This is a genomic window from Pseudomonas sp. HT11 (genome assembly GCF_044875395.1).
Lineage (GTDB): Bacteria > Pseudomonadota > Gammaproteobacteria > Pseudomonadales > Pseudomonadaceae > Aquipseudomonas.
In genome coordinates this window covers 760696-781447 of sequence record NZ_CP173217.1, presented here as the reverse complement: position 1 = coordinate 781447, position 20752 = coordinate 760696, and the positions used below count along the sequence as shown (strand labels likewise).

General features: G+C 61.8%; 22 protein-coding genes. 13 read left to right on the top strand and 9 right to left on the bottom strand.

From position 1 onward, the window contains the following. Positions 1-39: 39 nt before the first annotated feature. The 3 genes from ABWL43_RS03375 to ABWL43_RS03365 all read left to right on the top strand — a co-directional run bounded on the left by ABWL43_RS03375 (position 40) and on the right by ABWL43_RS03365 (position 2775). On the top strand, positions 40-1434 hold the full coding sequence (locus ABWL43_RS03375) for a uracil-xanthine permease family protein (protein WP_404486725.1): 1395 nt from the start codon (positions 40-42) through the stop codon (positions 1432-1434). An 87-nt stretch (positions 1435-1521) separates the two neighbouring features. Next, the gene (locus ABWL43_RS03370; RefSeq protein ID WP_262208895.1) at positions 1522-2181 is read left to right on the top strand and encodes a TetR/AcrR family transcriptional regulator; all 660 of its coding nucleotides are present in this window, start codon (positions 1522-1524) and stop codon (positions 2179-2181) included. A 12-nt stretch (positions 2182-2193) separates the two neighbouring features. Then, complete coding sequence (locus ABWL43_RS03365) at positions 2194-2775, top strand: YigZ family protein (RefSeq protein WP_262208896.1); 582 nt, start codon at positions 2194-2196, stop codon at positions 2773-2775. A 66-nt stretch (positions 2776-2841) separates the two neighbouring features. Here ABWL43_RS03365 and ABWL43_RS03360 read toward each other — a convergent pair whose 3' ends face one another. Next, a complete protein-coding gene (locus ABWL43_RS03360; protein ID WP_404486722.1) occupies positions 2842-3258 on the bottom strand; it encodes a hypothetical protein in 417 nt (138 codons plus the stop codon). Between the two features lie 82 nt (positions 3259-3340). Between ABWL43_RS03360 and ABWL43_RS03355 the strand changes: the two genes are divergently transcribed. The 3 genes from ABWL43_RS03355 (at position 3341) to ABWL43_RS03345 (ending at position 6042) form a co-directional block, all read left to right on the top strand. Further along, positions 3341-3691, top strand: a complete 351-nt coding sequence (locus tag ABWL43_RS03355) for a MerR family transcriptional regulator (protein WP_145160381.1) — start codon at positions 3341-3343, stop codon at positions 3689-3691. Between the two features lie 25 nt (positions 3692-3716). Beyond that, positions 3717-4403 (top strand): SDR family oxidoreductase, encoded by a 687-nt coding sequence (locus ABWL43_RS03350; protein ID WP_404486720.1) that lies wholly within the window; start codon positions 3717-3719, stop codon positions 4401-4403. Between the two features lie 280 nt (positions 4404-4683). Further along, positions 4684-6042: an 8-oxoguanine deaminase gene (locus ABWL43_RS03345; protein ID WP_404486718.1), complete on the top strand. Its 1359-nt coding sequence runs from the start codon at positions 4684-4686 to the stop codon at positions 6040-6042. A 56-nt stretch (positions 6043-6098) separates the two neighbouring features. Here the strand turns inward: ABWL43_RS03345 and ABWL43_RS03340 are convergent, their stop codons facing one another. After that, complete coding sequence (locus ABWL43_RS03340; protein WP_145160376.1) at positions 6099-7190, bottom strand: calcium:proton antiporter; 1092 nt, start codon at positions 7188-7190, stop codon at positions 6099-6101. 194 nt (positions 7191-7384) lie between these two features. On the opposite strand from ABWL43_RS03340, the gene ABWL43_RS03335 reads away from it, so the two are divergent. Continuing rightward, positions 7385-8338 (top strand): adenosine deaminase, encoded by a 954-nt coding sequence (locus tag ABWL43_RS03335; RefSeq protein WP_119737737.1) that lies wholly within the window; start codon positions 7385-7387, stop codon positions 8336-8338. 138 nt (positions 8339-8476) lie between these two features. Here ABWL43_RS03335 and ABWL43_RS03330 read toward each other — a convergent pair whose 3' ends face one another. The 3 genes from ABWL43_RS03330 to ABWL43_RS03320 all read right to left on the bottom strand — a co-directional run bounded on the left by ABWL43_RS03330 (position 8477) and on the right by ABWL43_RS03320 (position 11704). Next, positions 8477-9847: an MFS transporter gene (locus tag ABWL43_RS03330; protein ID WP_369301496.1), complete on the bottom strand. Its 1371-nt coding sequence runs from the start codon at positions 9845-9847 to the stop codon at positions 8477-8479. Between the two features lie 58 nt (positions 9848-9905). Beyond that, positions 9906-10640, bottom strand: a complete 735-nt coding sequence (locus tag ABWL43_RS03325) for an ArsR/SmtB family transcription factor (protein WP_404486715.1) — start codon at positions 10638-10640, stop codon at positions 9906-9908. Between the two features lie 134 nt (positions 10641-10774). After that, positions 10775-11704, bottom strand: a complete 930-nt coding sequence (locus ABWL43_RS03320; protein ID WP_404486713.1) for a LysR family transcriptional regulator — start codon at positions 11702-11704, stop codon at positions 10775-10777. A gap of 118 nt (positions 11705-11822) precedes the next feature. On the opposite strand from ABWL43_RS03320, the gene ABWL43_RS03315 reads away from it, so the two are divergent. The 3 genes from ABWL43_RS03315 (at position 11823) to ABWL43_RS03305 (ending at position 13481) form a co-directional block, all read left to right on the top strand. Then, complete coding sequence (locus ABWL43_RS03315; protein ID WP_242199116.1) at positions 11823-12116, top strand: putative quinol monooxygenase; 294 nt, start codon at positions 11823-11825, stop codon at positions 12114-12116. Positions 12117-12140: 24 nt separating this feature from the next. Further along, entirely contained in the window at positions 12141-13154 is a 1014-nt protein-coding gene (locus ABWL43_RS03310; protein WP_145160365.1) for a zinc-binding alcohol dehydrogenase family protein, read from the top strand. A gap of 144 nt (positions 13155-13298) precedes the next feature. Beyond that, positions 13299-13481: a hypothetical protein gene (locus tag ABWL43_RS03305; RefSeq protein WP_017134711.1), complete on the top strand. Its 183-nt coding sequence runs from the start codon at positions 13299-13301 to the stop codon at positions 13479-13481. Positions 13482-13489: 8 nt separating this feature from the next. Here ABWL43_RS03305 and ABWL43_RS03300 read toward each other — a convergent pair whose 3' ends face one another. Further along, entirely contained in the window at positions 13490-14683 is a 1194-nt protein-coding gene (locus ABWL43_RS03300) for a multidrug effflux MFS transporter (protein ID WP_404486710.1), read from the bottom strand. A gap of 87 nt (positions 14684-14770) precedes the next feature. After that, the gene (locus ABWL43_RS03295) at positions 14771-14968 is read right to left on the bottom strand and encodes a heavy-metal-associated domain-containing protein (RefSeq protein WP_106577736.1); all 198 of its coding nucleotides are present in this window, start codon (positions 14966-14968) and stop codon (positions 14771-14773) included. 147 nt (positions 14969-15115) lie between these two features. On the opposite strand from ABWL43_RS03295, the gene ABWL43_RS03290 reads away from it, so the two are divergent. The 3 genes from ABWL43_RS03290 (at position 15116) to cueR (ending at position 18247) form a co-directional block, all read left to right on the top strand. After that, positions 15116-15496 (top strand): hypothetical protein, encoded by a 381-nt coding sequence (locus tag ABWL43_RS03290; protein WP_106577735.1) that lies wholly within the window; start codon positions 15116-15118, stop codon positions 15494-15496. A gap of 148 nt (positions 15497-15644) precedes the next feature. Then, positions 15645-17846, top strand: a complete 2202-nt coding sequence (locus ABWL43_RS03285; protein ID WP_404486708.1) for a heavy metal translocating P-type ATPase — start codon at positions 15645-15647, stop codon at positions 17844-17846. Further along, positions 17843-18247 (top strand): Cu(I)-responsive transcriptional regulator, encoded by a 405-nt coding sequence (cueR, locus tag ABWL43_RS03280; protein WP_262208973.1) that lies wholly within the window; start codon positions 17843-17845, stop codon positions 18245-18247. Before ABWL43_RS03285 ends, cueR begins: the two co-directional genes overlap by 4 nt. Positions 18248-18380: 133 nt before the next feature. Here cueR and ABWL43_RS03275 read toward each other — a convergent pair whose 3' ends face one another. Continuing rightward, a complete protein-coding gene (locus ABWL43_RS03275; protein ID WP_106577732.1) occupies positions 18381-19277 on the bottom strand; it encodes a PA4780 family RIO1-like protein kinase in 897 nt (298 codons plus the stop codon). A 135-nt stretch (positions 19278-19412) separates the two neighbouring features. Continuing rightward, complete coding sequence (locus tag ABWL43_RS03270) at positions 19413-20690, bottom strand: acetyl-CoA C-acetyltransferase (RefSeq protein WP_404486705.1); 1278 nt, start codon at positions 20688-20690, stop codon at positions 19413-19415. Positions 20691-20752 lie beyond the last annotated feature (62 nt).

Genomic DNA, 20752 nt, shown 5'->3' with positions numbered 1-20752 from the left:
CACAAGGACCTTGAACCGTCCGCCCTGAGTTTGCCCGCCATGCCACCAGAAACCTCCAGCCCCAGCGACCTGATCTACGGCCTCAACGACCGCCCAAAACCCATCCCGGCAATACTGGCCGCCGCGCAACACATGCTGGCGGCGTTCGTCGGCATTATCACGCCGCCTTTGATCATTGGCTCCACACTGGGCCTCACCGCCCATTTGCCCTACCTGATCAGCATGGCGTTGATGGTCTCCGGCGTCGGCACCTTCATTCAGGCGCGCAGGCCATTTGGCATCGGTGCCGGGATGATCTGCCTGCAAGGCACCAGCTTTGCGTTTCTCGGCGCGGTGTTGTCGGCAGGCTTTCTGGTCAAGCAACGCGGTGGCAGCCCGGAAGACATCATGGCGATGGTCTTCGGCGTGTGCTTTTTCGGCGCGGCGGTACAGATCGTGCTGAGCCGCTTTATCGGCCAACTGCGCCGAGTGATCACGCCTTTGGTCACCGGGATTGTGATCACGCTGATCGGCATCAGCCTGATCAAGGTGGGCATCACCGACCTCGGCGGCGGCTTTAACGCGCCCGACTTCGGCGCTCCGGTGAACCTGGCGCTGGGCGTGTTCGTCGTACTGACGATCATTCTGCTCAACCGCTCCAACACTCCGTGGGTTCGCCTTTCGGCGATCATCATCGGCTTGGCCCTCGGCAGTCTGGCCGCCTGGTTCAGCGGCAAACTGGTACCCCAAGCCCTGCCCGACTTGCCCTTGATCAGCGTGCCAATGCCCTTTCGCTTTGGTTTCAACTTTGACTGGAGCGCTTTTTTGCCCATCGCGCTGATTTATCTGATCAGCAGTATCGAAACCGTCGGTGACCTCACCGCCAATTGCATGATTGCGCGCCAACCCATCAGCGGCCCTTCTTATATAAGCCGACTCAAAGGCGGCGTATTGGGCGATGGTGTGAGTTGCATGATCGCCGCCACCTTCAGCGCCTTTCCCAACACCACCTTCGCGCAGAACAACGGCGTGATCCAACTCACCGGCGTCGCCAGCCGTTACGTCGGTTTGTACATCGGCGTGCTGTTGTTCTGTCTCGGCTTGTTTCCGTCGATTGGTGCCGTGCTGCAGCAAATTCCCAAGCCGGTATTGGGCGGCGCCACCCTGGTGATGTTCGGCAGCGTGGCCGCTGCCGGTGTGCGCATCCTTGCCCAGGCACCACTGGACCGGCGCAGCATGCTGATCATCGCCACCTCGTTCGGCGTCGGCCTGGGCATTGCCGCCCAACCGGACCTGTTGCACTTGATGCCGTCCCTGGTGCGAAACCTGTTCGACTCAGCCATCACCAGCGGCGGCCTGACCGCCATCGTGTTGTGCCTGTTGTTACCGGAAACCAAAGCGACCTGCGTTGGCGCAAACCACGCGCCGGAAAGCGACACGCTGGAACCGCTTTGACGGTTTTATTGCATCGGGACTTGTCTGAGGCTTGAGGGTGGGTTATCTGTGCACACGTCGTCTCTATCGATCAGCACGGAAACCTCCATGAGCCTCGAAGTTCCTGCCCACAGCAACCACGCCGGTAAACCCGCCAGCCGCATTCGGCAAAAGAACGAACAAGCGATTCTGCAGGCTGCTGAAGACGAGTTCGCGCGCCATGGCTACAAAGGCACCAGCATGAACACCATTGCCTCGAGTGCCGGGCTGCCCAAGGCCAACCTGCATTACTACTTCACCAACAAGCTCGGCCTGTACATCGCGGTGCTCAGCAATATCCTCGAACTGTGGGACAGCACCTTCAACGCGCTGACCGCCGAGGACGACCCGGCCGTGGCGCTCACCCGCTACATCCGCACCAAGATGGAGTTTTCCCGGCGTCACCCACAGGCCTCGCGGATCTTCGCCATGGAAATCATCAGTGGCGGCGAATGCCTCACCGAATACTTCAGCCAGGATTACCGCGCCTGGTTCAGTGGTCGCGCCGCCGTGTTCCAGGCCTGGATCGACGCCGGCAAGATGGACCCCATCGACCCCGTGCACCTGATCTTCCTGCTGTGGGGCAGCACCCAGCACTACGCCGACTTTGCCACCCAGATCTGCCGCGTCACCGGCCGCACCAAGCTGACCAAACAAGACATGGAAGACGCCGGCAGCAACCTGATCCACATCATTCTCAAAGGCTGTGGCATCCAGCCCGCCCTCTAAACGAAGCGACTTATGCCTTTCACGCTTACCGGCCTTTGCGAATTTCGTGAAGAAATACGCAAAAGCCGCTTTATTACCCTCGCGGCGCCGATCACCAGCGCGCAAGACGCCCAAGCGTTTTTCGAGCAATACAGCGACCTCAACGCCACGCACAACTGCTGGGCCTGGAAACTCGCCGACCAGTACCGCAGCAACGACGACGGCGAACCCGGCGGTACCGCGGGGCGGCCGATTCTGGCCGCCATCGAGGCCCAAGGCTTTGATCAGGTCGCCGTGCTGGTGATTCGCTGGTACGGCGGCATCCAGCTGGGCACCGGTGGCCTCGCCCGTGCCTACGGCGGCGGCGCGAACAAATGCCTGCAAAATGCCGAGCGCATCGAGCTGATCAGCCGCGTGCCACTGAGCTGCGCCTGCGGCTTTTCCGAGCTGAACCTGGTGAAACTGCGGGTCGCCGAACTGGGCGGGCTGGTGGTGGAGGAAACCTTCACCGCCAATGGCGTGGAGCTGCAGTTGGCATTGGGCGAGGCGGCTATCGACACGCTGCAAACCCAACTCGCCGACCTGAGCCGTGGGCGCATCCTGCTGGCGCGCTGAAACTGCCCACATCTACTGTGCACCTGCCTGTGGATAACCTGAGCACATCCGCCTGTAACCCTTCTGTCATAAGGGCTTACGGGCGCCGGTCATTTTTTGATCAGTCTCCACGGGGACCATCTGCGCGATGCCCCACACCCCCTCAAACAGTAACGTTACCCACAGCACCGCCGTCGCGCCCTGCATCAGCGCGTAGAGCTGCCAGGTCGCGAACAGTGCGCGGCCGGCCGCGTCATAGAGGCCAAACTGGCGCTGCGGGTCGCGAATTCGCAGCACTGCCCACACGCACACAATCGAGCCGAGCAAATTGGCCATCAGCACATGCGCCGGTGCAAACGCCGGCAGCGTCCCCGGCAGGTTCAAACCCTGCAGCACGCTGTGCACAAACACAAAGCTCCACGGGGTGACAAACGCCGCGGTCACGATCAAGTCATACCAGGCGCTGGCGCGCACCAGTGTTCGGTATTGGGCAGCGGTCCACATATCGGCAAGCTCCTTGAATTAAGAAGCCAGCAGGCTAAAGCCTGGAGTATGCTCCAGGGTCAAGCCCTTTCGAGCCCGCCCCATGCGTATCGGTGAACTAGCCCAGGCCAGCCAGGTCAGCCGCGACACCCTGCGTTTCTACGAGCAGCGCGGGTTGATCGCAGCACAACGCAGCGCCAACGGTTACCGCGACTACCCGCCGGACATGGTGCAACTGGTGCTCTACATCAAGACCGCGCAACGCCTGGGCTTCAGCCTGGGCGAGATCGGCAGCAGCGTCGCCGCCCTGTGGCAGGCGCCCGACCCCGACAGCGCTGTCACGCAATTGCTGCAAGACAAGCTCAACCTTATCGAAACCCGTATCAACGAACTCGGCCACCTGCGCCAGGAGTTGCAGCAAAGGCTCGGGCAACGTTGTCCACTGAATCCGTGAACCTTCATTCCAAAGGAAGCCTTTCATGTCTACGCCAAAAACCGCACTGATCATCGGCGCCTCGCGCGGGCTGGGCCTTGGCCTGGTCAAGCAATTGCTTCAGGACGGCTGGGATGTGACCGCCACCGTGCGCGATCCGAACAAGGCCGATGCGCTCAAAGCCGCAGGCCCGGTACACGTCGAAAAGCTGGACATGGATGATCAGCAAGCCGTGATCGCCCTGAGCCAGCGCCTCAAGGACCGCACCTTCGACCTGCTGTTCGTCAACGCCGGCGTCAAAGGCCCCGCCAATCAAGAGCCTGGCCACGCCACCCTGGCGGAAGTCGGCCAGCTGTTCTTCACCAACGCCGTGGCGCCGATCAACCTGGCCCAGCGTTTTGTCGGGCAGATTCGCAAAGACAGCGGCGTGCTGGCCTTCATGAGCTCGGTGCTCGGCAGCGTGACCATTCCCGACGGTGCGGACCTGGCGCTGTACAAGGCCAGCAAGGCTGCACTCAACTCCATGACCAACAGCTTTATCACCCAACTCGGTGACCAAAAGCTCACCGTGCTGTCGCTGCACCCGGGCTGGGTGAAGACGGATATGGGCGGTGAAAACGCGCTCATTGATGTCGACACCAGCGTGCGCGGCCTGATCGATCAGGTAAATGCCTACACGGGCAAGGGCGGCCATCACTTCGTGGACTACAAAGGCGACACCATCGCCTGGTAATACCACGGATCAAAATGTGGGAGCGGGCTTGCCCGCGAAGACGTCGGCCCAGCCAACCTTAATGTTGACTGGCACACCGCTATCGCGGGCAAGCTCGCTCCCACAGGGGCCCGCTTAACTGAACGGCACTGGTGACTCAAGAGCACCTCGCGCCTGCAGCTGGACCGGATCCAGAACTCCACGTAATCTACCGACCTCGCCTCAACCGGCGACCCTGGATCAGCAGACAGGGCAACACTGAGCTGGCAAACCTGAACCCATCATTCAGAGGAGCCGGCCAATGCCTGCGACCCGTATCTGGTTAAAAAACCCCGTCGCGATTTTCACTGCCAATGGCCTCGATGCCCGTGGCGGCCTGGTGCTGCAAGACGGTGTGATCACCGAACTGCTGGGCTGGGGACAAGAGCCTGCCGTGCCCTGCGCACAGGTGTTCGACGCGCGCGAACATGTGATCCTGCCGGGGCTGATCAACACCCACCATCACTTCTATCAGACCCTGACCCGCGCCTGGGCACCGGTGGTCAACCAGCCGTTGTTCCCGTGGCTCAAAACCCTCTACCCAGTGTGGGCCCGGCTGACCCCGGAAAAACTCGCCCTGGCGTCCAAAGTCGCCTTGGCGGAATTGCTGCTCTCGGGCTGCACCACCGCGGCCGATCACCACTACCTGTTCCCTGACGGCCTGGAAAACGCCATCGACGTGCAAGTGCAAAGCGTGCGCGAACTGGGCATGCGCGCCATGCTCACCCGCGGTTCCATGAGCCTGGGCGAAGCCGACGGCGGCCTGCCGCCGCAGCAGACTGTGCAACAAGGCCAAGTGATCCTCGACGACAGCCAACGCCTGATCCGCGAATACCATGAGCGCGGTGACGGCGCGCAGATCCAGATTGCCCTGGCGCCCTGCTCGCCGTTTTCGGTCACCCCGCAAATCATGCAAGCCAGCGCCGAACTGGCCAACAGCCTCGATGTGCGCCTGCACACGCACCTGGCGGAAACCCTCGACGAAGAAGACTTCTGCCTGCAGCGCTTCGGCCTGCGCACCGTGGATTATCTCGACAGCGTCGGCTGGCTCGGCCCGCGCACCTGGCTGGCCCATGGCATTCACTTCAACCCGGATGAAATCGCACGCCTGGGCGCCGCCGGCACCGGTATCTGCCATTGCCCAAGCTCGAACATGCGCCTGGCCTCCGGCATCTGCCCGACCCTGGACCTGCTCGCCGCCGGTGCGCCGATTGGCCTGGGCGTGGACGGCTCGGCGTCCAACGACGCCTCGAACATGATCCTTGAAGCGCGCCAGGCCCTGTACATCCAGCGCCTGCGTTACGGCGCAGAAAAGATCACCCCCGAAGGTGTGCTGGGCTGGGCGACCAAAGGATCGGCGCAATTACTGGGGCGTACGGATATCGGTGAACTGGCCGTGGGCAAACAGGCTGACCTGGCGCTGTTCAAGCTCGATGAGCTGCGTTTTTCCGGCAGCCACGATCCGATTTCGGCGCTGCTGCTGTGCGGCGCCGACCGGGCGGATCGGGTGATGATCGGGGGCAAATGGCGAGTGATTGACGGGCAGGTTGAAGGGCTGGATCTGAAAGGTTTGATTGCCGATCACAGCCAGGCGGCGCGACAGTTGATCGCCGGAACCTAAGTCAGGCGCAGACCAAAATGTGGGAGGGGGCTTGCCCCCCTCCCACATTGGCTTGGTTACAACCCCAGCAACGACAGCATGATAAACGTCGCAAACAACACAAAATGGGTCATCCCTTCGATGGCATTCGTCTCGCCATCGTTGAGGTTGATCGCACTGACAACCAGCGTGATCAACACCATCACGGTTTGCACCGGCGTCATCGCCATCTGGAACGGCTGGCCGGTATAGAGCGCCATGGCCTCCATCACCGGCACTGTCAAAATCACCGTCGACAACGACGCACCGAGTGCGATGTTGACCACCGACTGCATGCGGTTGGCCAGGGCTGCGCGCAGGGCCGTCAAAATTTCCGGCGCCGCCGAAATAGCCGCAACCACAATCGCCGTGATCACCGGCGGTGCGCCCGTGCCTTCCAGGCCCAGGTCGAGGGTCTTGGACATCACCTCGGCCAGTGCGCCGATCACAATCACGCCAAACACCAAGGTGCCAATGGAGAAAGCCAAACTGATCGGCGGCTCCTGCTGTTCTTCCGGCTGTTTCTTGCGGCGTTTTTCCGGGTAGCTGTAACTGAAGAAATAACTGTGCGGCCCCACCTGCATGCGCAAAAACAGGGTGTAAAGCAGCACCATCGCGCCGATGGTGAACGCCGAGTAAATTTTCCAGTCAGCCTGAGGGATAAATTCCGGCACCACCATCGACACGCCCATGGCCGTGAGGATCATCACGCTGTAGCTGCGTGCCGAGTCATCGTTGTAGGACTGTTCGCCATGTTTGATGCCACCCATCAGCGCAGCCAGGCCGAGGATGCCGTTGATATCGAGCATCACTGCCGAATAAATCGTGTCGCGCACCAGCGTCGGTGAGGGTTCGTTGCTCATCATGATCGCCAGGATCACCACCTCCACCAACACCGCGGCGAGGGTCAGGATCATGGTGCCGTAAGGGTCACCGACCTTCTCCGCCAGTTGTTCAGCGTGGTGGGCAACGCGCATCGAAGCCACGACGATGAAGACGATCAGCGCCACGCCACTGAGTAACGCCACCATCTGCCCGCTGTGCAGCATCCAGTGCTCCAACGGGTAGGCGACGATGGCGGCAATCAGCGCCAGTAACATGTATTTTTCTTGCTTGAGGGATGTGAGCATTCCGGGCCTTTTCATGCAGCAAATCAGTCATTGATGGGGTACAGACTGCACCACGCCGCTAACGTTTCGTTACACCTTAGTTCACGTGGCCCTTGCGTGAAAAAAACCAATACTCTCCTGCTGGTCAGGTTTTGCCGATTATTTCGGCCATGGCCTGTAGAATGCCGCCATTGCACCTGATGAGAATTTAGAAAATGTACGATTGGCTCAACGCCCTGCCCAAGGCTGAATTGCACCTGCACCTGGAAGGCTCGCTGGAGCCTGAATTGCTGTTCGCACTGGCCGAACGCAACAAGATTGCACTGCCTTGGAACGACGTCGAAACCCTGCGCAAGGCTTACGCCTTCAACAATCTGCAAGAGTTTCTCGACCTGTATTACCAGGGCGCCGATGTGCTGCGCACCTCCCAGGATTTCTACGACCTGACCTGGGCCTACCTGCTGCGCTGCAAAGAACAGAACGTGATCCACACCGAACCCTTCTTCGACCCGCAAACCCACACCGACCGTGGCGTACCGTTCGAAGTCGTGCTCAACGGCATTGCCGCTGCGCTCAAAGATGGCGAGCAGCAACTGGGCATCACCAGCGGTTTGATCCTCAGCTTCCTGCGCCACCTGAGTGAAGCCGAAGCTGAAAAAACCCTCGACCAGGCGCTGCCATTTCGCGACGCATTTGTGGCCGTGGGCCTTGACAGCTCGGAAATGGGCCACCCGCCGAGCAAGTTCCAGCGCGTGTTCGACCGCGCCCGCCACGAAGGCTTCCTCACCGTGGCCCACGCCGGCGAAGAAGGCCCGCCCGAGTACATCTGGGAAGCCATCGACCTGCTGAAAATCCAGCGTATCGACCATGGCGTACGCGCCATCGAAGACGAGCGCCTGATGCAGCGGATCATCGACGAGCAAATCCCGCTGACCGTGTGCCCGCTGTCCAACACCAAGCTGTGCGTGTTCGACGACATGGCCCAGCACAACATCCTCGACATGCTCGAGCGTGGCGTGAAAGTCACAGTGAACTCGGATGACCCGGCGTACTTCGGCGGCTATGTCACCGAGAACTTCCACGCGCTGTATACCTCGCTGGGCATGACCCAGGACCAGGCCAAACGCCTGGCGCAGAACAGCCTGGATGCGCGGCTCGTGAAGCCTTAAGCAACAACGGCTGACACGACAAAATCAATGTGGGAGCCGGGCTTGCCCGCGAAGGCGATGTATCAGTCAATACATGTGTCGACTGAAACACCGCTTTCGCGAGCAAGCCCGCTCCCACAGTGGTTTTTGTACTGTTCCTCAGACTTCGGTCAATTCTTCCAGCGTCTTGCCCTTCGTCTCCATCCCAAATACCCACACCACCAGCGCCGCCACGGCAAAACACAGCGCGCCCAAGGCAAACACCCCGCCCTGCCCGGTGATCGGAAACACCAGCCCCGTTACCAACGGCCCGAGCAACGAGCCCACCCGACCAATCGCCGAGGCAAACCCGGAACCGGTTGCCCGCGCCGAAGTGGGATACAGCTCTGGCGTGTAGGTGTACAGCACCGCCCACATGCCAAACAGGAAGAACTGCATCAACAGACCCGACGTAATCAGCAGCCCCACGTTGCCGCCAAACACTGCGCTTTGCCCATACACAAACGCCATCACGCCACCGCCCAGCAAAGTCACGACACACACCGGCTTGCGCCCCCAGCGCTCCACCAGCCAGGCGGCCATCAGAAACCCGGGAATCCCGCCCAGGGAAATGATCACCGTGTAGTACACCGACTGAGTGACCGCAAACCCCGACTGCTGCAACAACGCGCTCAACCAGGAGGTGAGCCCGTAGAAGCCGAGCAACGCAAAGAACCACACGCTCCAGATCATCATCGTGCGTTGCCGATACTGCGGCGACCACAGCTGTTGAAACGCCGAGAAAAACGTCCCCGGCACGCTCTCAACCCGTGGCAGGGCAATCGGCGCCGGCAAGTCGGCGCGCCCCAGCGAATCGCGCACTTTTTGCTCGATACCCTGCAACACCTTATCCGCCGCCGCGTGCCGACCGGCCTGCTCAAGCCAGCGCGGCGACTCCGGGATAAAAAACCGGATCGCCAACACAAACACCGCCGGCACCGCCAACACCAAAAAAATGTCACGCCAACCAATCACCGGCAGCAAGAAATAAGACAGCACGCCCGCCGCCACAAAACCCAACGGCCAGAAGCCATCCATCAGGGCGATGTAGCGCCCGCGCCCCTTGGCAGGAATCAGCTCAGAAAGCATCGACTGCGCAATCGGGAACTCCATGCCCATGCCGATCCCCAGCAAAATGCGAAACAGCGTCAGCGTTTCCACCGTCTGCGCCGTGGAGCACAGGTAGCTGGCGACGCCCCACAACACGATGCTCCACTGGAACACCGGTTTGCGTCCAAACCGGTCCGCCAACATTCCGGATAAAGATGCACCGACCACCATGCCGAAAAAACTCGAACTGGCCAGCAACCCGGCCTGGGCCGTACTGAGGCCGAACTCGGTTTTGATCGAACCCAACAGGAAAGTCATCATCGCCAGGTCCATGGAGTCGAAGAAAAACGCCAGCGCGATGATGATAAAGATGATTCGGTGGTAGCCGCTGATGGGCAACCGTTCCAGCCGTTCCGCTGCGCTATAGCCTTGCATGCCCATGCCGCCCCCCCCTGTATGAAAAATCCCCAACGCGAGTGTGCGGTATCGTTTTGCCTGGTTATTGCTGGATGCGACCTGACTGAAACTCTGAGCGACCATTGCCCTCCTGAGGCGCGGCCAGGCGGTTGATTTCCCCAAGCCCGATGTCGGAGAACTGCAGGGCGTGGGACTCGTTGACCACGCTGACCCAGCCCGATTGCAAAAACAGCTGCAACAGCCCCGCCCCCAATGCGCCCCCCAAGTGCGGTTGCTGCTGACTCCAGTCAAAACAATCGCACGCCAGGGGCGAGGCCAACGCGTGGGTAAAAATGCCCAGGCCTGCCAGGCACTGCGCGCCCTTGACGGTGACCTCGGTACGCTGTTCATGACGGTCGATCCAACCGGCCTGAAACATGCGCTGGTAAAGCCCCGCGCCCAGTTCTCCGCCCAGGTGACCATCGCATAACCGGGCTCGCCGCAACGCCGCCGGCGCCACCAGCGTCGGCGGCAGACCCTGCGGCGCACTGCGCACGGCGCTGGCCATGGTGGTACTGGCCAACGCGTCGATGGCAACGCTGACGTCGACGGCGGCGACACGAAACACGCGCTTGCCACGCTGGGCTTCAACCCGCAGCAAACCGCTTCCAGTCAGGCGCGACAAATGCGCGATCGCCGAAGCCGACGACAGCCCGGCAAGCCTCGCCAGTTCCTCTGACGATTTCGCCGACCCGTCCATCAAGGCCCAGAGCATGGCGGTGCGCTTGGGCTCGCAGAGCAAGCTGGCGATGTGGCTGATGCAGGGTGCTTCTTCCATGTATTCACTCCTTGTTAAACCATTTGTCTGCTGCGGTTGGAACCAAAGTATAGGGGCGCAAACCGCCCGTTCCGCGGCGTCTGACAGCGCGGATAGGGACAGGATCTGAGTGAAATTTCTTGCTTTGATGGAGGCTATTGCGCGGTGCTCAGTCGTTCCGGCCATTGCGCAGTCAATGTCGCACAGCGGGCCACGAGCATTTCCCGCAACAGGTTGATGGGCTTGCTCAATTGCGCGCGATGCGCGCACAGCAGGTTGAGCGGCGTGCGCTCACCGTGCAGCTCTGGCAGGATCACACGCAAACGCCCGGCCAGCACGTCGCTGCTCACATCCAGCCACGACTTGTAGGCGATACCGACACCCGCCACCGCCCAGCGCCGCACCACATCGGCGTCATCACTGAAGCGGTCGCCGCTCACCGTCAGGCTGACTTCACGCTTGCCGTCGTGAAAACCCCAGTGGTCGTGTACGCGGCTGCCGAGCATGTAAAGCAGGCAATTGTGTTGCGCCAATTGCTCCAGATGCCGCGGCTCGCCGTGGCGGGCGAGGTAGCTGGGCGCGGCACACAGCACACGCCTGTTGTCCGGGGCGATGGGCAGCGCGATCAGGCTGGAATCTTCGGGCTCGCCGTAACGCAGGGCGATATCCACCGGCTGGCGGAACAGGTCGGCAATCCGGTCGCCCAACAGCAGGCGCACGGTGAGTTGCGGGTAGTCGCGCTGGAACTCATCGAGCCATGGCAACAGCTGGTTGCGCCCGAAATCCGACGGCGCCGACAGCTGCAGCACGCCGCTGACATGGTCCTGGCCGCTGGCCAACAAGCGCCGCCCTTCGTCCAGCGAACTCAAGGCTGCGCGGGCATATTCCAGGAAGCCTTCACCTTCGGCGGTCAGCCGCAGGCTGCGGGTGGAGCGCGCCAGCAACCGCGCGCCCAGTTGCTGTTCGATGCGCTTGAGCGCCGCGCTGGCCACGGCCGGCGACAGGTCCATGACCCGCGCGGCAGCCGACAGACTGCCCAGGTCTGCCGCGCGTACAAACAACTGCAAATCATCAAAACGCAGCATGCATTACCGCCAATTATCAAAATTCTATTGAAACAGACTGCTGTTTTAGCGGGTTTTATCTTCACGGGAAATAGCCAATCATCTGCCCATCCCCTTCACCACGTGCCAGGAGTCGAATATGTCCACTGCCTTTAACGTCATCGCCACGCTGATCGCCAAACCCGGCCAACAGGCAACCCTGGAAACCCTGCTGCGCGGCCTGCTGGAACCGACCCGCCTGGAAGCCGGTTGCGAGCAATACGACCTGCACCAGGACCTGCAACATCCCGAGACCTTCTACATGCTCGAACGCTGGAGCGATGACGCAGCACTGGCCGACCACGACCAGAGCGCGCACATCCAGAACTTCCGCGCCAAGGCCGCTGATGTGATCGAACACTTCGAACTCAAGCGCCTGAAATTTCTTGCCTGATCACTGCCCTTTTCCGGAGTCCCCATGAAAGCCATTGCCTACTACGCTGCACTGCCAATCACCGATCCAAACTCCCTGCAAGACATCGAGCTGCCGGAGCCGGTCGCCGGCCCGCGCGACCTGCTGGTGGAAGTCAAAGCCATCTCGGTCAACCCGGTGGACACCAAGGTGCGCCAGAACGTCGCCCCGGAAAACGGTGCCGCCAAGGTGCTGGGCTGGGACGTGGCGGGTGTGGTCAAGGCCGTTGGCAGCGAAGTGACCCTGTTCAAAGCCGGAGACAAAGTGTTCTACGCCGGCTCGCTGGTACGCCCGGGTGGCAACAGCGAACTGCACACCGTGGATGAGCGCATCGTCGGTCATATGCCCAAGAGCCTGGGGTTTGCCGACGCCGCCGCGCTGCCGCTGACCGCCATCACGGCCTGGGAGTTGCTGTTCGAACGCCTGCAAGTGCGTGAAGGCAAGGAAGATGAAGGCCAGAGCCTGCTGATCGTCGGCGCCGCCGGGGGTGTGGGTTCGATTCTGACCCAGCTGGCCAGCCAGCTCACCGCACTGAAAGTCATCGGCACCGCCTCGCGTCCGCAAACCCAGGAATGGGCCAAGGCGCTCGGCGCCGACCTGGTGATCGATCACAGCCAACCGCTGAGCGAAGCGCTGAAAAACGCCGGCCACCCACAGGTGACCCACGTCGCCAGCCTGACCCAGACCGATCATCACCTCGACCAGTTGGTAGAAGCGCTGGAGCCACAAGGCAAGTTGGCGTTGATCGACGATCCGAAGTCGCTGGATGTCAGCAAGCTCAAGCGCAAGAGCCTGTCGCTGCATTGGGAGTTCATGTACACGCGCTCGATGTTCGAGACGCCAGACATGATCGAACAGCACAACCTGCTCAACCGCGTGGCTGAACTGATCGACGCCGGCACCTTGAAAACCACGGTGGGCGAGCACTTCGGTGTGATCAATGCCCAGAACCTGCGCCGTGCGCACACGCTGCTGGAAAGCGGTAAGGCCAAGGGCAAGATCGTGTTGGAAGGCTTTTAAAACGGTCTGTCAGTGTCGTCCTTTATTCCTGTGAGTAATGGACGACGCCGCTAGTCAGAGAGTTGACCTTTGTCATATTTGTGAGCGCATTCGGGTTTATATTGGCCGCCTTTGCCACGATTCTTTTACGTGAGGAAGTCAGCAATGAAGATCCTGATAAGAGCGTTAGCAAAATCCCCAGGCAACAAATGGCAGGTCAGCCTCGACGGCGACGCGTTCACCTTCCGCAGTGAGGCCGAAGCCCGGGCCTTCGCCGACACCCTGCAAGCGCGCATCCAGGCGCCGCACCGCATTCCCCTCAGCCAGCAACGCTCTGCCGCTGGCTGATCCGCACCTCAGACCTGCGCTTGCACGGCCCTCGCCCGTTGCAGGCGCTGGGTCGACATTGCAATCGTTACAGCCAGTACACCGCACAAGCTGATGACCATCGCCATCGGCATCGCCGTGCCGTCGTGCAACACGCCGACCAGCGACGCCGCGCCCGCCGCCACACCAAACTGAATGCAGCCCAGCAACGCCGACGCGCTGCCGGCCCGTGCGCCCTGCCCGCTCATGGCGCAGGCCGAGGTGTTGGGCAAAATGCAGCCAAGGCTGGCGATGCAGATAAACAGCGGCACCAGCAACGGCCACAACGCTTCGGTGCGCAAGGCGGCAATGCCCAACAGCGACAACGCCGCTGCCACATACACCCATACCGTGCGCGACAACAAAAACGCCGGGCCGCGCTTGGCCAGCAACCGCGCATTGAGCTGCGCCACCAGGATAAAGCCGGCCGCGTTGGAGCCGAACAGCCAACCGTAATGCTCGGCAGGCACGCCGTAGAGTTTGATGAACACGAAGGGTGAGCCGGCAATGTAGGCAAACATCCCGGCAATCGAGATGCCGCCGGTCAGGGCGTAGCCCAGGTACACGCGGTCCGACAGCAGCGCGCCATAGCGGCGCAGCGAACCGGACAGCGGCTGGCGCGGCTGATGGGCCGGGAAGGTTTCCGGCAAGCCGACTGCCACGGCGATGGCTGCCATCACGCTGAATATCGACAGCGCCAGGAAAATCGACTGCCAGCCCCACAACCCGACCATCAAGCCACCCGCCAACGGCGCAAGGATCGGCGCCAGGCCGGTGACCAGCATCAGTTGCGAATAAACCTTGGCTGAGCCCACTGCATCACATTTGTCGCTGACCACCGCACGGGAAATCACCATGCCCGCACACCCGCCGAGGGCTTGCACGAAGCGTGCGCCGATCAGCCAGTCCAGGGACGGCGCATACGCGCAGGCAAAGGAAGCGATGGTAAACAGCGTCACGCCACTGAGCAGCGGCACGCGCCGGCCAAAGCGGTCGGCCAGCGGGCCGTAGATCAATTGGCCAATGGCCAGACCGGCGAAATACACCGCCAACGTCAGTTGGATATGTTTTTCGTCGGTGGCGAACGCCGTGGCCATTGCCGGAAAGCCCGGCAAGTAAAAGTCGATCGCCAACGGCGCGAAGGCGCTCAAGGCGCCCAGAATCAGGATTATGCGGAGGTTCATCAGACACCCAAGTGAGTCGGCAGCCCGACAGTCTAGCCGCGCTTGGGTGCCATGAACATTACGTTAGCTCGCTAACTATCAGAAAAATTACGCGAGCTTGGCGCTGTAGCCTTCTTCGGTGATCAGCTCGATAACCTGCTCGGCGGACAAGCGACTTTCCACACCGACTTCCTTCGCCGCCAGGTTGACGTTGACGCTCGCCGCAGGGTCCTTGCTCTGCACCGCCTGGGTCACCGCCCGAACGCAATGGCCGCAGGTCATTCCTTCCACGTTGAATACTTGCATGACATGACTCCTTTGATGAGGTTGACGCCAGTCTCGACCTTGCCACGATGGCAAGGTCAAGTTTCAAAAACATCCGCCGGGCTGGTATTCAGCCGCCGCCTCGGCCAAGCTTCATCCATCTTGGATTTGAACCACGGAGCATTCGCCATGCGCTGGTCGTTTTTGGCCCTTATCGGCCTGTTGAGTTTGTCTGCCGCTGCGCCCATGGCCTTCGCCGACGAAGACTATGCGGTGTTGATCATCTCCCGCGAGCGCCTGGAAGTACCGACCAGCTGCGAGATCGGCCTGTATATCCAGGACCAGTTGGCCGGGCGTCTGTTTCAGGAACAGGCCACGTCGTTCAACTTGCCGGCGGGCAACGTGTCGCTGCGCTTGAAACTGCTGCCGGGCCAAGCCCCCGGCTGCTTGCCGGGCATGCTCGCGCCGCCCGCGCAGAACATCACGCTGAAGGCCGGTGATGTGCGCAAGTTGCGTATTGCCCAAGGCCCGGACGGCATGTACCTGAAACCCGCCGCCCTCGAATACTGAACACCTGCCTTGCCGGCCTCAGGTCCTTGCGTGCGCGCCTGAATGGCGGCCGTCATCGCCAGCCAACCGCCTGAGGCAAAATAGCCCCTTGACCTTCCCCACAGGTCAAGGTTGATTCTAGGGGCATCGTCTTCTGGAGGACTGCCCCATGAATGGATCCACCACGTTTGACCTGCCCATCAGCGGCATGACCTGTGCCAGCTGCGCCGGCCGTGTCGAGCGCGCGCTGGGCAAGGTGCCGGGCGTGCAACGTGTCAGCGTCAACCTGGCCAACGAACGCGCCCACGTCGAAGTGCTGGGCCAAATGGACCCCGGCGTACTGATCGCCGCCGTCGACAAGGCCGGCTACACCGCCACCCTGGCGCAAAGCGAAACCGCCACCGACGCCAATCAAGCCCAACGCCTGCATCGCGAGCGTTGGTCGCTGCTGTTGGCGATCGTGCTGGCCCTGCCGCTGGTGCTGCCGATGCTGGTGCAGCCCTTCGGCCTGCACTGGATGCTGCCCGCCTGGGTGCAGTTCGCCCTGGCTACGCCGGTGCAATTCATCTTGGGGGCGCGCTTCTACAGCGCCGCATGGAAAGCCGTGCGTGCTGGCGCCGGCAACATGGACCTGCTGGTGGCCATCGGCACCAGCGCCGGCTATGGCTTGAGCATCTATGAATGGCTCACCACGCCCGCCGGCAACATGCCGCACCTGTATTTCGAAGCCTCGGCCGTGGTGATCGCGCTGGTGCTGCTCGGTAAATACCTGGAAAGCCGCGCCAAGCGCCAGACCGCCAGCGCCATCCGCGCCCTCGAAGCCTTGCGCCCGGAGCGGGCGATTCGCGTGCTGGACGGCCGCGAAGAAGACGTTGCCATCAGCGCGTTGAAGCTCGGCGACCGGGTGCTGGTCAAACCCGGCGAGCGCTTCCCGGTGGACGGTGAAGTGATGGAGGGCCAGAGCCATGCCGACGAAGCCTTGATCAGCGGCGAGAGCCTGCCGGTGCCGAAACAGCCCGGCGATAAGGTCACCGGCGGCGCCATCAACGGTGAAGGTCGGTTGCTGGTGCGTACCCAGGCGCTGGGTGCCGAAAGCGTGCTGGCACGCATCATTCGTCTGGTGGAGGACGCCCAGGCGGCGAAGGCACCGATCCAGAAACTGGTGGATAAGGTCAGCCAGGTGTTTGTGCCCGCCGTGCTGGTACTGGCGCTGATCACCCTGGTGGGCTGGTGGCTCTACGGCGCGCCGCTGGAAACCGCGATCATCAATGCCGTGGCGGTGCTGGTGATTGCGTGCCCGTGTGCGCTGGGCCTGGCCACGCCCACCGCGATCATGGCCGGCACCGGCGTCGCCGCGCGCTATGGCATCCTGATCAAAGACGCAGAGGCCCTGGAACGCGCCCATGCAGTCAGCGCCGTGGTGTTTGACAAGACCGGCACCCTCACCTCCGGCGCGCCGAAAATTGCGCATCTGGCGGCGGTGGATGGCAATGAGTCGCTGCTGCTGCAACACGCCGGCGCACTGCAGCGCGGCAGCGAACACCCGCTGGCCAAAGCCGTGCTGGATGCCTGCAACGCACAAGGCTTGAACGTGCCAGATGTGACTGCCAGCCAGGCGCTGAGCGGGCGCGGTATTGCGGGCACCCTCGATGGCCGACAACTGGCGTTGGGCAACCGCCGGATGCTGGAAGAAAACGGCTTGAGCGCGGGTGACCTCGCGGCGTCCGCCAGCGCGTGGGAAGCCCAAGGGCGCACGTTGTCCTGGTTGATCGAACAAGGCGCGCAACCGCGCGTACTGGGCCTGTTCGCCTTTGGCGATACGCTCAAGCCCGGCGCACTGGAGGCCGTGGAACACCTCAGGGCCCAGCACATCAGCAGCCACTTGCTCACCGGCGACAACCGCGGCAGCGCCCGTGTGGTGGCCGAGGCACTGGGCATCGACGATGTACACGCCGAAGTACTCCCGGCCGACAAAGCCGCCATTGTCGCGCAGCTGAAAAAGACCGGCGCAGTGGCGATGGTCGGCGATGGCATCAACGACGCCCCGGCCCTGGCGGCTGCCGATATCGGCATCGCCATGGGCGGCGGCACCGACGTGGCGATGCACGCGGCGGGCATCACCTTGATGCGCGGCGACCCGCGCCTGGTGCCCGCCGCGCTGGAGATCAGCCGCAAAACCTACGCAAAAATCCGCCAGAACCTGTTCTGGGCCTTTGTGTATAACTTGATCGGCATCCCACTGGCGGCATTCGGCTTGCTCAACCCGGTGTTGGCGGGCGCGGCCATGGCCCTGTCCAGCGTCAGTGTGGTGAGCAATGCGTTACTGTTAAAAACCTGGAAGCCCAAGGATTTGGAGGATCAACGCCCATGAACATCGGCCAAGCCGCCCGTCAGAGCGGGCTGAGCGCAAAGATGATTCGTTACTACGAATCCATTGGCCTGCTCAAAGCCGCCCACCGCACCGACAGCGGTTACCGCGTGTACGGCAGCGATGACTTGCACACACTGGCGTTTATCAAACGCTCGCGGGACCTGGGGTTTTCGTTGGAGGAAGTCGGCAAGCTGCTGACCTTGTGGCAAGACCGGCAGCGCGCCAGCGCCGATGTAAAAGCCTTGGCGCGCGAGCATATCGAGGCGCTGAACCAGAAGATTCTGGAGCTTGGGCAACTGCGCGACACGTTGCAGGACCTGGTGGAACACTGCCAGGGCGATCACCGGCCCGATTGCCCGATTCTCAAGGAGTTGGCGTCGGGTAGCTGTTGCGCCGGCTAAGACCTGCATAAAACGACTGTGGGAGCTGGCTTGCCTGCGATGCAGACACCTCGGTGTATCAATAACACTGAAGTGATGCTATCGCAGGCAAGCCAGCTCCCACAGGGGATCGCGCCGGTTTCGAGTTAACGAATCACTGCATCCAAGGCGGCGGCGGTTCTTCTGCCGTCTTGGTCGGTGGCGCATCATCCGCCGCGCGAATCGCTTGCTTGCGCTCTTCATCCAACCGCGCCGCTTCAATCTCGCGAATCACACCGCCCACGTCCGCCAGTTCTTCCGGTTCGTCGAACTCGCCGGTCAATGCGCTGGCCGGGTGCAAGGTGCCGGCTTCGTACAACGCCCACATTTCCTTGGCGTACTTGGTCTTCTTCAACTCCGGAGCAAAGCGCCCGAAGTAGGAAGCCATGTTGCCCACATCCCGCTCCAGCATGTTGAACGCGTGGTTGTTGCCCGCCGCATCCACCGCCTGAGGCAGGTCGATGATCACCGGGCCGGTCGGCGTAAGCAGCACGTTGAACTCGGACAAGTCGCCGTGCACCAGACCGGTACACAGCATCAGCACGATCTGGGAAATCAGGAAGGCGTGGTATTCGCGCGCCTGGTCCGGCTCCAGCGTCACGTCATTCAGACGTGGCGCCGCATCGCCGTACTCGTCGGCCACCAGTTCCATCAACAGCACGCCTTCAAGGAAGTCGTACGGCTTGGGCACCCGAACGCCCGCACCGGCGAGGCGGAACAGCGCCGCGACTTCGGCGTTCTGCCAGGCATCTTCGGTTTCTTTCTTGCCGAACTTGGAGCCTTTGGCCATGGCTCGGGCCTGGCGGCTGTTACGGACCTTACGGCCTTCCTGGTATTCGGACGCCTGACGAAAACTTCGTTTGTTCGCCTCCTTGTAAACCTTGGCGCAACGCAATTCGTTGCCGCAGCGCACCACATAAACAGCTGCTTCTTTACCACTCATGAGTGGGCGCAGCACTTCGTCGACCAGACCGTCTTCGATCAGGGGTTCAATGCGTTTAGGAGTCTTCATCAGCTTTTATTGTGGGTCCTTTATTACCAAACACGCGTATGGCACTCGTTATACGGCAATCGGCTCGCCTCGGGGAGAGGCTAGCGACCTTTGACACTTAAGAATGCATCCAATATGCCAATTTTTCTGCGCAATTCAGCGCTCGATAATCGCGGTCACGCCCTGCCCGCCCGCGGCGCAGATCGAAATCAGCCCACGGCCCTTGCCCGCCGCGTCCAGCAGCTTGGCCAGGTTGGCGACAATGCGCCCGCCGGTGGCCGCAAACGGATGCCCGGCAGCCAATGAACTGCCCTTGACGTTGAGCCGGCTGCGGTCGATGGCACCCAGCGGCGCGTCCAGCCCCAGGCGGGTTTTGCAATATTCCGGGTCTTCCCAGGCTTTGAGCGTGCACAACACTTGGGCAGCGAACGCTTCGTGAATCTCGTAGTAATCAAAGTCCTGCAGCGTCAGGCCATTTCTCGCCAGCAAACGGGGCACGGCGTACACCGGCGCCATCAGCAGGCCTTCGGCGCCGTTGACGAAATCCACGGCCGCCGCTTCGCCATCGCGCAGGTACGCCAGGATCGGCAAGCCGCGCTCCCTGGCCCAGGCTTCACTGCCCAGCAGCACCAACGAGGCGCCATCGGTCAGCGGCGTGGAATTGCCGGCCGTGAGCGTGCCCTTCTCGCTGCGCTCGAACACCGGTTTGAGGCTGGCGAGTTTTTCCAGGGTCAGGTCCGGGCGCAGATTGTTGTCGCGGGTGAGGCCGAGAAAGGGCGTGAGCAAATCGTTGTGCCAGCCTTCGGCGTAGGACGCGGCCATTTTCTGATGGCTTTCAAGGGCCAACTGGTCTTGTTCGGCGCGGGGAATCTGCCAGGTCTGCGCCATCAACTCGCAGTGTTGGCCCATGGACAGCCCTGTGCGCGGTTCGCCGTTGCGCGGCAGTTCCGGCTTGAGGTGATGGGGACGAAGTTGTAACAGGACTTTTAATTTGTCCGCCATGGATTTGCTGCGGTTGGCCAGCAGCAGGATCTTGCGCAGGCCTTCATTGACACCGATCGGCGCGTCGGACGTAGTGTCGACGCCACCGGCGATCCCGCACTCTATCTGCCCCAGGGCGATCTTGTTGGCCACCAGCAACGCCGCCTCAAGCCCGGTGCCGCAGGCCTGTTGAATATCGTAGGCCGGGGTTTGCGGCGAGAGGCGCGAACCCAGCACGCATTCGCGCGTGAGGTTGAAGTCTCGGGAATGCTTGAGCACCGCACCCGCGGCCACTTCGCCAATGCGCAGGCCGTGCAGGTTGTAGCGTTCGATCAGGCCTTCCAGGGCTGCGGTCAACATCGCCTGGTTACTCGCCGTGGCATACGGGCCGTTGGACCGGGCGAAGGGGATGCGATTACCGCCAATGATCGCTACACGGCGCAATTGAGTCATGGAAAGCTCCCTGAAGGTTGTGGGTGGAATCATCCAGCCTAGCCTAGGCTGATCGAACGACT

What these genes read in the sequence shown, in the direction of transcription:
- ABWL43_RS03370 (WP_262208895.1), top strand. Translation starts at nt 1,522, where the DNA reads ATGAGCCTCGAAGTTCCTGCCCACAGCAACCACGCCGGTAAACCCGCC.
- ABWL43_RS03305 (WP_017134711.1), top strand. Translation starts at nt 13,299, where the DNA reads ATGAAGATCCTGATAAGAGCGTTAGCAAAATCCCCAGGCAACAAATGG.
- ABWL43_RS03315 (WP_242199116.1), top strand. Translation starts at nt 11,823, where the DNA reads ATGTCCACTGCCTTTAACGTCATCGCCACGCTGATCGCCAAACCCGGC.
- ABWL43_RS03345 (WP_404486718.1), top strand. Translation starts at nt 4,684, where the DNA reads ATGCCTGCGACCCGTATCTGGTTAAAAAACCCCGTCGCGATTTTCACT.
- ABWL43_RS03295 (WP_106577736.1), bottom strand. Translation starts at nt 14,968, where the DNA reads ATGCAAGTATTCAACGTGGAAGGAATGACCTGCGGCCATTGCGTTCGG.
- ABWL43_RS03335 (WP_119737737.1), top strand. Translation starts at nt 7,385, where the DNA reads ATGTACGATTGGCTCAACGCCCTGCCCAAGGCTGAATTGCACCTGCAC.
- ABWL43_RS03360 (WP_404486722.1), bottom strand. Translation starts at nt 3,258, where the DNA reads ATGTGGACCGCTGCCCAATACCGAACACTGGTGCGCGCCAGCGCCTGG.
- ABWL43_RS03300 (WP_404486710.1), bottom strand. Translation starts at nt 14,683, where the DNA reads ATGAACCTCCGCATAATCCTGATTCTGGGCGCCTTGAGCGCCTTCGCG.
- ABWL43_RS03275 (WP_106577732.1), bottom strand. Translation starts at nt 19,277, where the DNA reads ATGAAGACTCCTAAACGCATTGAACCCCTGATCGAAGACGGTCTGGTC.
- ABWL43_RS03340 (WP_145160376.1), bottom strand. Translation starts at nt 7,190, where the DNA reads ATGCTCACATCCCTCAAGCAAGAAAAATACATGTTACTGGCGCTGATT.
- ABWL43_RS03290 (WP_106577735.1), top strand. Translation starts at nt 15,116, where the DNA reads ATGCGCTGGTCGTTTTTGGCCCTTATCGGCCTGTTGAGTTTGTCTGCC.
- ABWL43_RS03285 (WP_404486708.1), top strand. Translation starts at nt 15,645, where the DNA reads ATGAATGGATCCACCACGTTTGACCTGCCCATCAGCGGCATGACCTGT.
- ABWL43_RS03310 (WP_145160365.1), top strand. Translation starts at nt 12,141, where the DNA reads ATGAAAGCCATTGCCTACTACGCTGCACTGCCAATCACCGATCCAAAC.
- ABWL43_RS03355 (WP_145160381.1), top strand. Translation starts at nt 3,341, where the DNA reads ATGCGTATCGGTGAACTAGCCCAGGCCAGCCAGGTCAGCCGCGACACC.
- ABWL43_RS03350 (WP_404486720.1), top strand. Translation starts at nt 3,717, where the DNA reads ATGTCTACGCCAAAAACCGCACTGATCATCGGCGCCTCGCGCGGGCTG.
- ABWL43_RS03270 (WP_404486705.1), bottom strand. Translation starts at nt 20,690, where the DNA reads ATGACTCAATTGCGCCGTGTAGCGATCATTGGCGGTAATCGCATCCCC.
- ABWL43_RS03320 (WP_404486713.1), bottom strand. Translation starts at nt 11,704, where the DNA reads ATGCTGCGTTTTGATGATTTGCAGTTGTTTGTACGCGCGGCAGACCTG.
- ABWL43_RS03325 (WP_404486715.1), bottom strand. Translation starts at nt 10,640, where the DNA reads ATGGAAGAAGCACCCTGCATCAGCCACATCGCCAGCTTGCTCTGCGAG.
- ABWL43_RS03375 (WP_404486725.1), top strand. Translation starts at nt 40, where the DNA reads ATGCCACCAGAAACCTCCAGCCCCAGCGACCTGATCTACGGCCTCAAC.
- ABWL43_RS03365 (WP_262208896.1), top strand. Translation starts at nt 2,194, where the DNA reads ATGCCTTTCACGCTTACCGGCCTTTGCGAATTTCGTGAAGAAATACGC.
- ABWL43_RS03330 (WP_369301496.1), bottom strand. Translation starts at nt 9,847, where the DNA reads ATGGGCATGCAAGGCTATAGCGCAGCGGAACGGCTGGAACGGTTGCCC.
- cueR (WP_262208973.1), top strand. Translation starts at nt 17,843, where the DNA reads ATGAACATCGGCCAAGCCGCCCGTCAGAGCGGGCTGAGCGCAAAGATG.